13 protein-coding genes and 1 tRNA gene are annotated in these 14,509 nt (G+C 44.6%); 8 read left to right on the plus strand and 6 right to left on the minus strand.

All coding sequences use genetic code 11. From position 1 onward, the window contains the following. Positions 1–45 precede the first annotated feature (45 nt). Positions 46–411 carry a nuclear transport factor 2 family protein gene (locus tag QU605_RS01265; protein ID WP_289723443.1) on the plus strand — a complete coding sequence of 122 codons (366 nt, stop codon included), beginning with the start codon at positions 46–48 and terminating at the stop codon, positions 409–411. A 38-nt stretch (positions 412–449) separates the two neighbouring features. Here QU605_RS01265 and QU605_RS01270 read toward each other — a convergent pair whose 3' ends face one another. Beyond that, entirely contained in the window at positions 450–857 is a 408-nt protein-coding gene (locus QU605_RS01270; RefSeq protein ID WP_289723444.1) for a TonB-dependent receptor plug domain-containing protein, read from the minus strand. Between the two features lie 103 nt (positions 858–960). Between QU605_RS01270 and QU605_RS01275 the strand changes: the two genes are divergently transcribed. Further along, positions 961–1,353 carry a DUF423 domain-containing protein gene (locus QU605_RS01275; RefSeq protein ID WP_289723445.1) on the plus strand — a complete coding sequence of 131 codons (393 nt, stop codon included), beginning with the start codon at positions 961–963 and terminating at the stop codon, positions 1,351–1,353. A 171-nt stretch (positions 1,354–1,524) separates the two neighbouring features. Here the strand turns inward: QU605_RS01275 and feoB are convergent, their stop codons facing one another. The 3 genes from feoB to QU605_RS01290 form a co-directional block, all read right to left on the minus strand. After that, a complete protein-coding gene (gene feoB, locus QU605_RS01280; RefSeq protein WP_289723446.1) occupies positions 1,525–3,759 on the minus strand; it encodes a ferrous iron transport protein B in 2,235 nt (744 codons plus the stop codon). Then, positions 3,752–3,991: a FeoA family protein gene (locus QU605_RS01285; RefSeq protein WP_289723447.1), complete on the minus strand. Its 240-nt coding sequence runs from the start codon at positions 3,989–3,991 to the stop codon at positions 3,752–3,754. The genes feoB and QU605_RS01285 overlap by 8 nt, the downstream gene beginning before the upstream one ends. Before the next feature lie 89 nt (positions 3,992–4,080). Further along, complete coding sequence (locus QU605_RS01290; RefSeq protein ID WP_289723448.1) at positions 4,081–4,752, minus strand: SCO family protein; 672 nt, start codon at positions 4,750–4,752, stop codon at positions 4,081–4,083. 168 nt (positions 4,753–4,920) lie between these two features. On the opposite strand from QU605_RS01290, the gene rseP reads away from it, so the two are divergent. The 5 genes from rseP to QU605_RS01315 all read left to right on the plus strand — a co-directional run bounded on the left by rseP (position 4,921) and on the right by QU605_RS01315 (position 10,571). Further along, the gene (rseP, locus tag QU605_RS01295) at positions 4,921–6,264 is read left to right on the plus strand and encodes an RIP metalloprotease RseP (protein WP_289723449.1); all 1,344 of its coding nucleotides are present in this window, start codon (positions 4,921–4,923) and stop codon (positions 6,262–6,264) included. Positions 6,265–6,332: 68 nt separating this feature from the next. Further along, positions 6,333–6,406 (plus strand) — tRNA-Asn (locus tag QU605_RS01300). A gap of 485 nt (positions 6,407–6,891) precedes the next feature. After that, positions 6,892–8,016 (plus strand): site-specific tyrosine recombinase/integron integrase, encoded by a 1,125-nt coding sequence (gene xerA, locus QU605_RS01305; RefSeq protein WP_289723450.1) that lies wholly within the window; start codon positions 6,892–6,894, stop codon positions 8,014–8,016. Between the two features lie 65 nt (positions 8,017–8,081). After that, positions 8,082–9,569: an amidohydrolase family protein gene (locus QU605_RS01310; protein ID WP_289723451.1), complete on the plus strand. Its 1,488-nt coding sequence runs from the start codon at positions 8,082–8,084 to the stop codon at positions 9,567–9,569. 147 nt (positions 9,570–9,716) lie between these two features. Beyond that, positions 9,717–10,571 carry a CPBP family intramembrane glutamic endopeptidase gene (locus QU605_RS01315; protein WP_289723452.1) on the plus strand — a complete coding sequence of 285 codons (855 nt, stop codon included), beginning with the start codon at positions 9,717–9,719 and terminating at the stop codon, positions 10,569–10,571. A 160-nt stretch (positions 10,572–10,731) separates the two neighbouring features. On the opposite strand, the gene QU605_RS01320 is transcribed toward QU605_RS01315, so the two are convergent. Next, a complete protein-coding gene (locus QU605_RS01320) occupies positions 10,732–11,955 on the minus strand; it encodes a site-specific integrase (RefSeq protein ID WP_289723453.1) in 1,224 nt (407 codons plus the stop codon). 326 nt (positions 11,956–12,281) lie between these two features. Continuing rightward, a complete protein-coding gene (locus QU605_RS01325) occupies positions 12,282–13,850 on the minus strand; it encodes an L-serine ammonia-lyase, iron-sulfur-dependent, subunit alpha (protein ID WP_289723454.1) in 1,569 nt (522 codons plus the stop codon). A gap of 188 nt (positions 13,851–14,038) precedes the next feature. On the opposite strand from QU605_RS01325, the gene QU605_RS01330 reads away from it, so the two are divergent. Beyond that, positions 14,039–14,506, plus strand: coding sequence for a cupin domain-containing protein (locus QU605_RS01330; RefSeq protein WP_289723455.1), 468 nt, complete (start codon positions 14,039–14,041; stop codon positions 14,504–14,506). Positions 14,507–14,509 lie beyond the last annotated feature (3 nt).

Below are 14,509 nucleotides of genomic sequence, written 5' to 3' on the forward strand. Positions count from 1 at the left end.
ACTTGAATTTCTTGTATCTTATTGCAAACCTAAAAACCGAGTATAATGAACACAGATCAAATAGCGAGCACCCTGGTGGATTGCTGTCGCAAAGGAGAATGGGAAAAAGCCTATATGGAGCTATACAGCCCGGCGATTGTCAGTATAGAAACAGGGGATGACTCCGAAATGGGGCATATAGAAGGCATGGAAGGCCTTAAAAAGAAAGGGGACTGGTGGGCAGAAACTTTTGACGTACACCACGTTGAGGTATCCGATCCGATTGTTGCGGATAATTGGTTTACAGTTCGCTTTGAAATGGATACCACACATAAACCCTCCCAGCAGCGTTCTAAGTCTTCAGAGCTTGCGGTTTATCGGGTAGCAGATGGAAAGATCGTTTGGGAACAGTTTTTTTACGACCGGGAGTAATCCAAAAATGATTTCTTTATGGATTCAAACACGTGGGCTTAATTCCCTTTTTTCGTGGTTATTTCGATAACCCCGTTGGCTCCCCTGGTGCCGTAAACCGAGGCGTTAGAGCCTGTAAGCGCTTTGATATCGGCTACATCCACAGGCTGAACGATATTCTCCACAGATCTGAAGGAATTCCCAACAATCAGTCCATCGACCACATAAAGCGGGTATGGCGGACGTCCGGAAGTCGTATTGGAGTTTTTGATAAATACCGGGACACCACCTCTGAGGGTTACCCCGGGTAGTTTCTGTATTCGGGTCACCAGTGGAAGTACAGCTGCATTCGCGTCATCCAGTGTTTTTTCGATATCGACATCATCGCCAGAGGCGACCTTCTTGGAATTTCCACAGGAAAGCAGGAAAGAACCTGAAAGGAGCAGGATAAGCACTTTTTTCATCATCGAAATTTTTTTACAAGGTATTCATAATGACCAAGGGAGGCAACAATAGGATCAGTTATATTTATGGGCAGATTTTAAGTGAACCTCCAATGCACCAATTCTGATGGAAAATATTTTACTAACCCAGGTAATGGGATCCCTGCTGGGGTTTCTAGGGGTTTTATTCGGCGCTTTTGGCGCGCATTATTTGAAAGGGAAATTAAGCGAATCTCAATTGCAGGCCTTTGATACCGGGGTGCGCTATCAGCTGCTACACGCGGTCTTATTGCTTGTGCTGAGTTTCAACCTCTCATTCACTTCGGACTTAGAGAGCTATATTGTGAAGGCCTTTTTGATTGGCATACTTTTGTTCTCCTTTAGCATATACGGACTTGTACTCAGTGAGGCGTTTGGAAAAAAATGGCGGTTTCTGGGCCCTATAACGCCATTGGGAGGTTTGTTGCTGCTTGCAGGTTGGGCCTTGCTTGGCTACCATTTTATTGCCAATTTCTTTTGAACAGGAAACTGATGCGGCCTTAGTGACATCCGCAATCCGAGCCGCCACAGCTTTTGGAAGGACCTGCCTTTTTGGTTTTTCGCACCTGTGGCCAAATGAATTTGTAGCATAAATAGCCTACGGAGACCGCCAGGGTCAGATACATGAAAAAGTATTGCCAATTCCAGGACATTACGAGAGTAATTGGTAAGCGGTTAAAGCAGTAAGATACGCAATGATGGTCATAAAGCCCAACTGAAGCAAGGGCCATTTCCAGCTATTCGTTTCACGTTTAACAATAGCCAGTGTACTCATACACTGCATTGCGAAGGCGTAGAAAAGCATTAACGACACCCCGGAGGCCAGGTTAAAAAGTGGCTGTCCATCGGCTTTAACTTCTGCTGACATCCTATTTTTTATGGTTTCTTCCTCGTCATTGCCTACGCTGTAAATCGTGGCCAGCGTTCCCACAAAAACTTCTCGTGCTGCAAAGGAAGTAAGGACCGCAATTCCTATTTTCCAGTCATATCCGAGCGGGCGTACGACGGGCTCAATAAATTTTCCCATTTTCCCAATAAAGGAATGTTCCAGGCGGTAACTGGCAATTTCCTGATTGATGACCCGGGTCCTGAGATCGGCCTGGAGTATGGAAAGGGAATCCTGAACGGCTGCACTTGGTGTGAGGCTGCCATCCGCGGTAATATTCATAGGCATCGTTGCTGTGAACTCCTCCAATTTGTTTGAAACGAAAGCCTGACTATTCGGGGAAAGCCCTTCCTGTGCCACCCTTTCGGTAACGATTTGCTCTGCATTCTTAAATTCATCGGAAAACCCGTTGGAACCCAGAAACCATAATACGATCGAAATGGCCAGGATGATTTTACCCGCCCCGTACACAAAACTCTTTGTCTTCTCCACAACGGTGTAAAAGACATTTTTCCAAAGCGGCCATTTGTAATTGGGCATTTCTACCATAAAGAAACTCCGGCTCCTGACTTTGAGGATCTGGTGAAGCACTTTTGCCGCGAGGATCGAGGCGGCAAACCCCAGCAAGTACAGCGACATAAGGGTTAAGGCCTGATAACTCAGCCCCATTAAGCGACCCTCGGGAATCACCAGGGCAATGATGATCAGATATACCGGCAGCCGGGCGGAACAGGTTGTAAAGGGAACTACCAGAATGGTAATCAGGCGTTCTTTCCAGTTTTCGATGTTTCGGGTTGCCATTACGGCCGGAATGGCGCAGGCAGTTCCCGAGATTAGTGGAACCACACTTTTCCCGCTCAGCCCGAAAGGCCGCATCAGCCGGTCCATCAGGAAGACCACCCGGCTCATGTATCCCGATTCTTCCAGGATGGCAATAAAAAAGAATAAAAAGGCAATTTGGGGGATGAAAATGACAATACCCCCAATACCTGCAACTACCCCTTCGGCGATGAGATTCGTAAAAACACCAGGAGGCAAGGTGTTTTTGACCCATTCACTGGCCGCGGCAAATTGCTCGTCAATAAAATCCATCGGAACGCTGCTCCAGTCATAAATGGCCTGAAATATCGTAAGCAGAATAACAAAGAAGATCAGATATCCGAATATTTTATGGGTAAGGATTTTGTCGAGGCCGGCCCGCCAGCCCTTGGCTGCCTGCCGATCCACGCTATAGGTTTCCTTGAGGATCCCGTTGATATACTGATATCTCAGGATGGTTTCTTTATGCTGGAGTCTTTTCAATTCGGCACCAGACTTGATCTCAAAAGGAGATTGGGACTGAATATCCTTTTTATCAAGGGGGGTAAAATTGACGTCCTGGGTAATCACCACCCATAACTTGTAAAGGTCCTCGCCCGGAAAGGCATTTTTCAGCCGTTTAAAATAAGATGGGTCGATTACCGAGATGTCGAGATTCTCCGATTTTGGGAGCTCCTTATATTTTTCAATTAGGGTTTTTAATTCTTCGATCCCGGTATTCTTGCGGGTACTCAAAAGGGCTATTTTGGTATTGAGCAGCTTCTCCATTTTCGGGATATCCAGGCTGATGCCCTTATAATCCATCCTGTCGGCCATATTGATTGCCAGGATTGAAGGAATTTTAAGGTCCTTAATCTGGGTAAACAGCAGAAGGTTCCGCTTCAGGTTTTCCACATCGCTGACCACAACGGCTACATCAGGAAAATCAGGGGCGTTTTTATTTAGCAGTAATTCAACGGCTACACTTTCATCGAGTGAGGTCGTATTCAGGCTGTAGGTTCCCGGGAGATCCAGGATATGTGCTTTAACGCCACGGGAGAGTTTGCAGAGCCCTATCTTTTTCTCCACCGTAATTCCCGGATAGTTTCCCACCTTTTGCTTCAGGCCGGTCAGGGTGTTGAATACGGATGTTTTTCCAGTATTGGGGTTTCCAATGAGGGCTACTTTGATGTCCTTACTCATGGCCTGCGATGGGTTCGAGTTCAATCTGCAGGGCCACCGAGCGACGTATGGCTATATGCGAACCATTGACATTAATGTAGATCGGATCTTTCAGGGGGGCAATCTGAATAAGTTCCACCTGGTTACCCGGCAAACACCCCAATTCGAGTAGTTTGATTGGCAGCACATCTTGCCGGAATTCCTTGATAATTCCTTTTTCGCCCCTTTTGAGATGTGCTACTGTGAAAACCAAAGCTTATTTAGATTGATTTTAATTAAGGACAAAAATACATGAATTTGCGAATTTGCAGGCTTTTAAAGTCAAAAAGCCAGTCACAATTACTATTGATTGCTGTTTTTCAGGATCTTAAGATCCTCAAGAAGCCGTTCCATTTCCGCCTTTTTGGTGCCATCGTATGTCCCGCGAATGCGTTTGTCCTTATCCACCAGGATAAAATTTTCGGTATGAATCATGTCAAAGGGGCCGCCGTCCCCATCTGTTTTAACAGCGAGGTACGATTTTCGGGCCAGTTCATAAATCTGCTTTTTATCGCCGGTGACCAGGTTCCATTTGGAATCGATAACCCCTTTTTCAATTGCGTATTCTTTCAGCCGGGCAACTGAATCTATTTCGGGTGTAACGGAATGTGAGAGCAGCTGCACTTCCGGATCGTCTGCGATCTGCTGCTGCAGGTACTCCATGTTATCCGTCATGATCGGGCAGATGGTCAGGCAAGTGGTAAAAAAGAAATCGGCTATGTAAATTTTTCCTTCGTAATCTTTTTGGGTAACGGTGTCCCCGTTCTGATTGACAAGTGAGAAATCGGCTATGGTGTGGTATTTCTTAACGTGGGAAAGCTCAGGGGCAACGAGTTCCGGGTTAAAATCTGCAGGTTGATAGACAGGCAATACCTCTTTGGGCTGCAGGGCATTGTAGAAAAGCACAATGATCACCGCAGAAATCCCAAGCATTACCAAACCAAAAATTTTAAACCTGGCGAAGAAAGCCCGCATACGTGCCTGATGTTTGCACAAAGGTACATTGCGCTGCTGTCTCTATCAACTGCGAAGACAGGTACTGCTGCTAAATCTTTCTTAAAGAAGACAACGGGTGTCTATTTTCTTTTTAAAAGCGCCCTCAAAAGCGTAATTTTGTTCGTTTTTAATCGATTCAAGCGTTTTATGTCTGCCATTGTTATCCAAGCATCAATGTTCCTGCTCAGCCTTTCTCTGTTGATTGTGCTGCACGAGCTGGGGCATTTCCTTCCTGCAAAAGCCTTTAAAACAAGGGTCGAGAAATTCTACCTCTTTTTTGATGTAAAGTTTTCCCTTTTTAAAAAGAAGATCGGGGATACGGTTTATGGTATCGGTTGGCTGCCTCTGGGGGGATATGTCAAAATCTCCGGAATGATCGATGAGAGCATGGATACCGAGGCGATGAACGAACCTCCAAAACCTTGGGAGTTTCGCTCAAAGCCGGCCTGGCAGCGTTTGATTATCATGTTGGGAGGGGTGACGGTTAACTTTATTGTAGCTCTGCTCATCTATATTTTCGCCTCCTTTTACTACGGCGATGCCGATATTTCTACAGAAAGCATTAAGGATGGGTACTGGGTGACCAACCCGGTTTTTACAGAACTCGGCGTTAAGACAGGGGATAAACTCGTTTCGATTGACGGGGTTGCCTACGAGAATTACTCGGACCTTCGCCGCAATATGATCACAGCCGAGCGTTTTACCGTTGAACGGGATGGGCAACCGATCACCATTGAACTGCCCGTAGATTTTCTAGGCAAGCTCAGCACAGGAGACGACCTTAGTTTTTTTGAACTGCGTGTACCCTTTCTGGTAGGGAATGTACCGGATTCCTCTCACAATGCCCAGGCCGGATTGGAAAAAGGGGATATACTCAAACGCCTCAACCAAACGGAAATTTCCTATTACGACGAGGCCATTGTTGCGCTTAAGGAAAACAAAGGGCTGGAAGTTCCGGCCGTAGTGATGCGGGATGGCCAGCCGGTGGATCTGACCCTGAATGTAAGCGAAGATGGAAAACTGGGGATACAACCCGGGGGTACCTATAAGCAGTTCGAGGAAATGGGCTATTTCCAGATCGTACAGAAGAAATACGGATTTTTGGAGAGTTTTTCCGTTGGGGCTAAAAAGTTCAGCAACCAGCTCGGCGGCTATTGGCTGCAACTGAAGAAAATCTTTACCCCGAGTACCGGGGCATACAAAGGTGTGGGTGGTTTTAAGGCCATTTTCGATATTTTCCCGGACACCTGGAGCTGGCAGCAGTTTTGGAGTATAACCGCGTTTTTATCCATAATGCTGGCGGTTTTAAATCTCCTGCCGATCCCGGCACTGGACGGGGGCCACGTGATGTTTTTGCTCTATGAGATGGTCTCAGGACGAAAGCCGAGTGATAAATTTATGGAGTATGCCCAAATGGCTGGGTTTTTCATTCTACTAGCCCTGGTAGTCTTTGCCAACGGAAATGATATTTACAAGGCCTTTACGAATTAATTATCCCGTTTTTTTTGTTGGGCAGTTGTTTAGAAACATTTATATTTGCGTCCTCCAAATGGAGACATTCCTCCTTAGCTCAGTTGGTTAGAGCATCTGACTGTTAATCAGAGGGTCCTTGGTTCGAGCCCAAGAGGGGGAGCCCAGTAAACATAAAGCTTCAGCGAGTCTCAGACTTCTGAAGCTTTTTTCATTTGCAAACATTTTGCAAACACCCCAAATTTTAACAGTTTCACCCCTTTTTTCTTGTTCTCCAAGGCTTTGCCGTATCATTCCCCGAGTCAATTCAAGAGCACTTTTTTAACCCAAATCTTACCAAAACTTGCCTGCTTGCGAAGGCAATCATTTAGAGAAAAATCCATTTTTTATCATAATTATTTGCTGATAATCAGCACGTTAAGGCGCTTTTGTCATAAAAACGAGGTTCTCAGGATTGCATATTACATTGTAACAAACAGAAAATAAGCGGATTATGATTTAGTAACCGGCGGTAGCCGGTTACCCTCTTGCTTTATCCGCTTACGCTCCTACAACGCTATATTTTGATATTCGAGGGTGGACAAATCCACATTTCTGTTGCAGAGTTATTGCAGTGCAAGCGATTAAATTTTATGGATATATCCATCCATGTTAGAAAAGAGCATTACACTAAAACATATTTTAGTTGGGGATAAACGTTCCATAGGGCTTCAATTCAGAGCGGACCGTGTACTTGTTGCCCTTGTGGAACGATTGCCCGAGGTGGGGTGGTCGGATGAATTCGGCATGTATTTCATTCCCAACAGTCGAGATAACATTGCTTTGATTTTTAAAACTTTCAAAGGCATCGCCTGGGTAAATGGGAATTACTTCTTTGGTTCCCGGCCTCTCCCAACCAAAAACAATTCAGAAAAGTTCAAACAAACCGAGCATCCTACGCCTGTGAGTCGTCCGAGTATATGCCCACAGAATTATTTGGATAAACTGGAACTAAAGCAATACTCCAAAAACACAGCCAGGATCTATATAGCCTGTTTCGAGAAGTTCATGCGCTTTTTCGAAGGAATATCGCTGGCTCAAATCGATGAGAATGACATACGGGATTATTTACTTCACCTCTCCCGCTCGAACAGATCTACCTCTTACATCAACCAAGCAGTAAATAGCATTAAGTTTTATTATGAGGTGGTTCTGGGTATGCCCAATCGCTTTTACAGTATCGAACGACCCCGGAAAAGGAAGAAGCTGCCCGAAATTCTGTCGGTAGCCGATGTTCACAGCCTCCTTGCCCAGGTTGGCAATCTCAAGCATCGCTGTATACTTGGCCTACTGTATTCTTCAGGATTAAGGCGGGCTGAATTGTTGGCATTAATGCCTGCAGACCTTGATTTTAACCGCAAGATGGTACGGATTCATAAGGGGAAGGGCAACAAGGATAGGTATTCTATTCTCAGTGAAACACTGATCCCTGAACTGATGGAATACCTCCACCGCTATAACCCGGATCATTACCTGTTTGAAGGCCCAAATGGAGGTCCATATTCGGCTAGCAGTGTTTTAAAGGTTGTGAGCAGGGCAGGGGTAAGGGCGGGAATTCGTAAACACGTAACTCCGCATATGCTACGGCATAGTTTTGCCACTCATTTGCTGGACAAAGGGGTAGATCTTCGGAAAATCCAGGTGCTATTGGGACATAATTCAAGTAAGACCACTGAGATTTATACACATGTAGCTGAGCATTCCTTCAAAGGTATTGACGATTTGCTATCTTAGGCCTATAAAGGATATATAGTGCATAATGCACTATACACATACGTTACCTGCAAGCAAAATATCCAATGAAGCACCTAGCCATTCTGTCTGTTTTCACTATTGCACTTTTAATGAGTTGCCAATCAAATCAAGTTAGAATTGGCCAGAATGACTTCGCCATTCAGAAAGTAAACATAGTCGATGTAAAAACTGGTGAACTACATGAAAATAGGACTGTAATCATTAGTGGGAATAAAATCAAAACCATCATTCAAACAGATAGTATTAGCTTATCTGGTATTGGCAAATTAGTCGATGGAAGCGGAAAGTACCTTATCCCAGGTCTCTGGGACATGCATGCTCATTTATTCAATGAGTCTGATATCAGGAATGCCGGTTATCCTCTTTTTATTGCCAATGGCATTACCGGTATTAGGATAATGGCCGCAGATTGCCTTAATCCGCCGTGTGGAGATCCGGATATGACTATTGCTCAGTACAGAATATTGCAGAAGGAAATCAAAGAAGGAAAGTTACTGGGTCCCAAAACCATTTTAGCAAGTGACTATATTAATGGAACTTTAAAGGGTGAATCTACGGTGCTTAAACCCAAGACCGAGGAGCATGGAAGACAACTGGCCAGATTGCTTAAAGACCGTGATGTCGATTTTATCAAGATATACGATGTGTTGACATCTGAGGCCTATTTCGGCCTTACCGATGAAGCGAAAAGACTGGACCTCGAATTTGCCGGCCATGTACCCCTTACTATTAGTCCCTCCATAGCCTCCGATGCCGGACAGAAAAGTATTGAACACACCGAAATTCCTTTGTTTATGGAGTGTTCGGACATTGAACATGAAGAAGTTAGGGCCAGAGTAATCCATTTATTCACCAATCAGCAGGGTGAATTGGGCTATTGGAACGCAAAAAACGTGAATGAATTGATGTACGAGTTGGTAAAATCATTTAACTCACAAAAATGTCATGAACTCTATGAGAAATTCATAAGAAACAATACCTGGTTTGTACCCACTTTACAGCATTTGGAAATCTATTTCGATGGGGCAGAAGACTGGAAACTAGACCCTAGAATGAAGTATATGCCCAAGGAAGAATACGATTTTTTTAAAGATGAATATGAGCCGGTCATGCGAGAATTTCGCAGTCCTTTTATCCCGGAGGTAGAAGAAATGCGAAAACGATTGGTGTTTGAAATGCAAAGAGCCGGGGTAGGCATTCTGGCCGGGTCTGACGTGGGTGAAGTCGGGCTTGTCTGTGGATTCAGCCTGCATGACGAGATCTTAAGCCTTCAAAATGCTGGCTTGACTCCTTTGCAAGCGCTGCAATCCGCAACCATAAACCCGGCAAAGTATCAGAATACTACAGATACAATAGGTAGCATTGAAAAAGGTAAAATTGCAGATCTGGTTTTACTGAATAAAAATCCACTTGAGGATATAAAGAATACACAGGAAATTGAAGCGGTATTTACCAATGGCAGGTACTTTAGCCGAAAGGATTTAGATTCCTTACTACTATCGGTAGAAAACTATATTAAGAATGAAAATTAGCCAGCAGGTAACAATGTATATAAGCCATTATTCCGATAGCTCCCGACAGCTGTCGGGACGGGATGGCTCATATACGAGACCGTTAGGCGCAATGTAACAAAACCATAATCTCTTCGTCTTCCATAAACAAACCATTATTAAAACCTTATGCCAGAAAATTTATCGGAACGAAAAGAAACTTGGAAAACAATCTTTCTATTTCTTGCAATCGTTATTCTTCTTACTTCACCTTTTCATTATGCCATAGTTAATTTATATCCATCACGAATATATGTTGGAGCTATAATGTGGTGTCCTGCAATTGCTGCATTTATTACCTTAAAAATAAAAGGTCGTAAGATTTCATCTCTAAATTGGAATTGGGGAGATTGGAAATACATTCGATTGTCTTATTTTATTCCAGCTTTAGCTGGTATAATTACCTATATACTCATCTGGATTTTTGGATTTGGAAATTTAGCAAATGCAGATGTTATTACTGAATGGGCTAAAGAACTTCAATTAATGGGAATAGGAACTTTAGACACCATACCTATTGTAGTAATAGCCATACTCTTGTTAGGAACTGTTGAAGTTATTAGATCAGCCGCAACCACTTTAGGAGAAGAAATTGGATGGAGAGGTTTTTTTATTTATGAATTAAGAAAAGTGCTTTCTTTTACAAGTGTTTCTGTTTTTAGTGGAATTATTTGGGCAGCTTGGCATTGGCCGTTGTTCGTTTACTATAGTAATAATGCAATATTGGAATTTTTAGCCTTTTTGACTACTTGTATTTTTATGTCGTTTACTATGACATACTATACTTTTAAATCTAAAAGTCTCTGGCCAGCAGTAATTTTCCACGCAGTAAGTAATGTTTATATACAAAAAATAATGCCTCCTTTAACAACAAAAATTGAAGGAACAGAACATTGGCTTGGAGAAAATGGAATTATGTTTACAATTGTTACTTGTGTTTTTGGAATTTACTTTTGGAAAAAAGCAATTAAAGAAAAAATGTAAATAAAAACACAGCGCCTAACAACGTGTATATTTAATTGCTAGGTTCTCGCCTACTTGGAAATTCCTTCGGAATTTCCTCTGGTTCGTTTTCTTTTACTAATTTAGTTGCTAGCCAACGCAACTAACCATACACGAACACGTTGAAAACTACTGCGCTAGTCTAAATTGCATCCACCAGCTTTTCATTATATGCATCCAGAACGTCCGTTGGAAGTGATTTAAGATAGATTTGTGTCGTATTCAGTTTGCTATGACCCAGCATCGCTGAAATAGCCTGCAGGGGGATGTTTTGAAGCATGGCATGGGTCGCAAAGCTGTGCCGTGAGACATAGGTGGTCAGTCTATGCCGTATCCCACACAGTGCGGCTATTTCTTTCAAACCTCTGTTGTAGCGGTGGCGCTCCCAGTCGATATCCTTGTACTGATCTTTCAGGGAAGCCCGATTAATTACGGGCAGGATGAATTCTCTCTCAGATTTTCCGTCTACATAGTATTCGAGCAACTCCCACAAAGCGTCCGTAATCTTTATGTTGTAGTGTTTCGAGGTCTTTTTACGCCTCACCAGAATACGACCTTCTACAATATTCTCTATTTTCAGGAAGCACATATCTACAAAGGACATTCCATAGAGCATATAGGAGATCAAAAAATAATTCCTGTAATGGAAGAGTTTTGTTCCCACTTCTACTTTGAGTGCCATGATCTTGCTAAGACTTTCGGCATCCAATGCCCTCTTGGCAGTTGGAGTCATTCGGATCTTGTAATGAAAAAATGGATAGGCCTCTCTTTCAATATACCCTTCCTTGATGCCTCTGTTGTAGATGGCTTTCAATACACGCATATAGGAGGCCACCCCGTTTAGTGTATTGCCTTCCTTGGAAAGATGGAATTGCTCGAACTTCCTGAGGAAATCGTAATTGATCTCGTTAAATCGAATGTCCCTTCCCTTGCTAAATACACGAAGTATCCCAATAAGTCCTGCATAGGACCGGGCAGTACCGAATCGTTGCGAGGCATTGAGCTCCTCAACTTTCTCATCGCCAAATGCCAGGAAGGAGTCAAAATTCTTTTTACGAGAGATCCGTTCGCGCACCTGATTGATAGACATATAATCCAACACTCCCCGGTCGAATAGCTTGTTTAAAACATCCACCATTCGTGTTTTCTCCTTGAGCAATAAATTGTTTATCCGGCTCACGTGGCGAGAACCAGGCCAGGAGGTTTTGATCTCTGATTTTCGAACATCCCAATAGGCAGGATGTACTGAAAATCCCGTGGTGATCGAAGTGGTTTTTCGATGGTGGGTGAGGCGAAAAACTATGGGATAGGACCCGTCTTTTTTCTTCCTTCTCGTATCTTGTAAAAGGCTTAAAAATGTCTTCACAAACCAGAAGGTAGTGAAAAAAATTGCAAACAATTTGCAAACAATTTGGTGATATCATTTGGATTCAATTGATGACAAATATTATGTAAATATCAGAAAATGAGAATTATATGAAGGATTTTGTAATTATCAATACCTCCCTGGCCGAGGCTGTTAATCAGAGGGTCCTTGGTTCGAGCCCAAGAGGGGGAGCTTCAAAAGCCATCTAGTTTAGATGGCTTTTTTATTTGAAACAAGGCTCGAGCCCAAGAGGAATGTAATCTGTCGAAATACCAGTTAGGGTAAGGGATGAAGAGGGCTTCTATAGATCATACTGCCATTGAACGTTAACAGCTTTTGAAGAATTGTTTTTGCCCTAGTCGCTGCTCGATTTCTTTGGCTGTTTTGGTAATGGAAAGCCCGCCCAGATTGGTGCACCTTAGGGTGTTTGGGATGCTTTTGCCCACTTCGTACATAGTTTCGATCACCTCGTCTAGGGGGATCAGGTGGTCGTAATCCGCCAGGGCCATATTGGCACATGAAAGTGCATTGGAGGCAGCCATCACATTGCGGTTCAGGCAAGGTGCCTCTACCCGGTTCCCGATCGGGTCACAGATGAGCCCCAGTGAACTTTGCAGCGCCATGGAAGCCGCTGATAGGCTCTGTGGCAAAGTGCCTCCGCCCAGATAAACCAGGGAGGCAGCCGCCATGGTTGCCCCGGCTCCGCACTCGGCCTGACAGCCCCCCAATTCGGCTGCAAAGGTGGCATGGGCACTGATAAACACCCCGATCAGGCCGGCGATCAGTAAGGCTTTTACCGTTTCTTCCTCCGAAAGGCCAAGGGCATCGGCCACGCCCAAAATAGCCCCGGGCATCGCCCCGCAGGACCCCGCTGTAGGGGCCGCTACAATCACGCCCATGGAGCTTTTGACTTCCATAATAGCTGAAACGTGCATAATGATCCTGTTGAGCACTTCCCCGTCCACCAGCTTCTTGTCTTCCATCATGGCCTTGAACTTCACAGATTGGGGACCCAGAATCCGGTCTTCGAACTCGGTGCCTTTGAGGCCGGTTTCGACCGCATCCCTCATAATAATCCGAATTTCGTCCATTTTGGAGAAGACCGCTTCCTCGGAGATGTTCCCCCGTATGCTCTCATATCGGGCAGCCAGTTGCCAAAGGGACAGGTTTTTTCCCTTGTTGTAGGCCAGCATTTCTGCGGTGGTGATAAAGGGCACCCGGATATCTTTCGCAGCGAGGATGGGCAAAACCGGATTGAGCTGTTTGATGGATTTGACACCTTCCAACTGGCTCAGTTCCTGTAAGAGGGAATCATCCATGGGAACCAGGGTGGTCACCAGCACAAAACAGGATGCCCCGTTATGCGTTTGAATGCCATTCACATTTGTCGACCGCTTCAGGTATTGGGAGACGCTGTCGGGATCCCCTGTGTAAATCAATGTTACGAAGCTGTCGCCGGCCAGGGAAACCTCCGTTTTATCAATTTCGATCACCTCGATCATACCGCCCCCCGTGGAAAGGGCAACCACCTGGTGCGTTTCCCAGGGGTTTTTCAGGGTAATCCTATAGGTGTTGGGATGCTCGGCCTGGAAATCGATAATGTTGATCCTGACTGCAATCCGGGCTGCCTTGAGATGCCTTTCTGAGTCCACCAGGCGCTCATCATGGGCCTCCCAGCCCAGGAACCCGCCAAAAAGCCCCATATCGGACCCCTGGTCTTTATGGGTGGTTGCCAGGGACCCGTGGGTATCAAAATCAATTTCGATCTCCGAGATCTTCCCGTCCATCAGGTCATGGCAAATCCTGCCGATCCTGAGTGAAGCCGCACAGTGTGAGCTGGACGGCCCCCGCATTACCGGCCCGACCACATCATTAAAAATACTGGGATACGTCATGGATTGGGCTTTGGATTTGAATCCATTGAAAATACGAAAAATACGTCAGCATCATTTCCTATTGTTATTATCAAATTCATAAAGTGCAGAAGGGCTGAGTAGCCTTGAATAAAGGGCTATATTTGATTACAATAAATACTACTGAAGTCATTATCGATGTTCGAGCAAGAATGAATAAACCTGAATAAATGAAACACTTAGCGTTATTATTCGTATTACTGCCTCTGTCTATTTATGCCCAGAATTCCGGCTATTCTGTAAAATCTACATTGTCCGAAGGCATGAAGGCGCCCAATACTCACCATATTGGGGAAGCCTGGTTGAATTTCCTGGTCGAAGCGGGAGGGGATTTTAACTACAACATCACCCAGGCCACTTTTAGTGCAAATTCAACCCTGGATTGGCATAAACACGCCACACCCCAGGTAGTCATCATCCTTGAAGGAGAGGGCTACTATCAGGAAAGGGGCAAGGAACCCATCATCCTCAGGAAGGGAGATGTTATAAAGTGTGAAAAAGATGTTGAGCACTGGCATACTTCATCTGCCGGGTCTGAGGTTTCCTATATCGCGGTATACGGGAGTGAGCCTACTATGTGGACAGAGAAACTCACCCGGGAGTACTACGATGGTGTGGCTCAAAAATTGAAGCAATAAAAG

Source organism: Robiginitalea aurantiaca (assembly GCF_030380815.1).
In the GTDB taxonomy this organism is placed as follows: Bacteria; Bacteroidota; Bacteroidia; order Flavobacteriales; family Flavobacteriaceae; genus Robiginitalea; species Robiginitalea aurantiaca.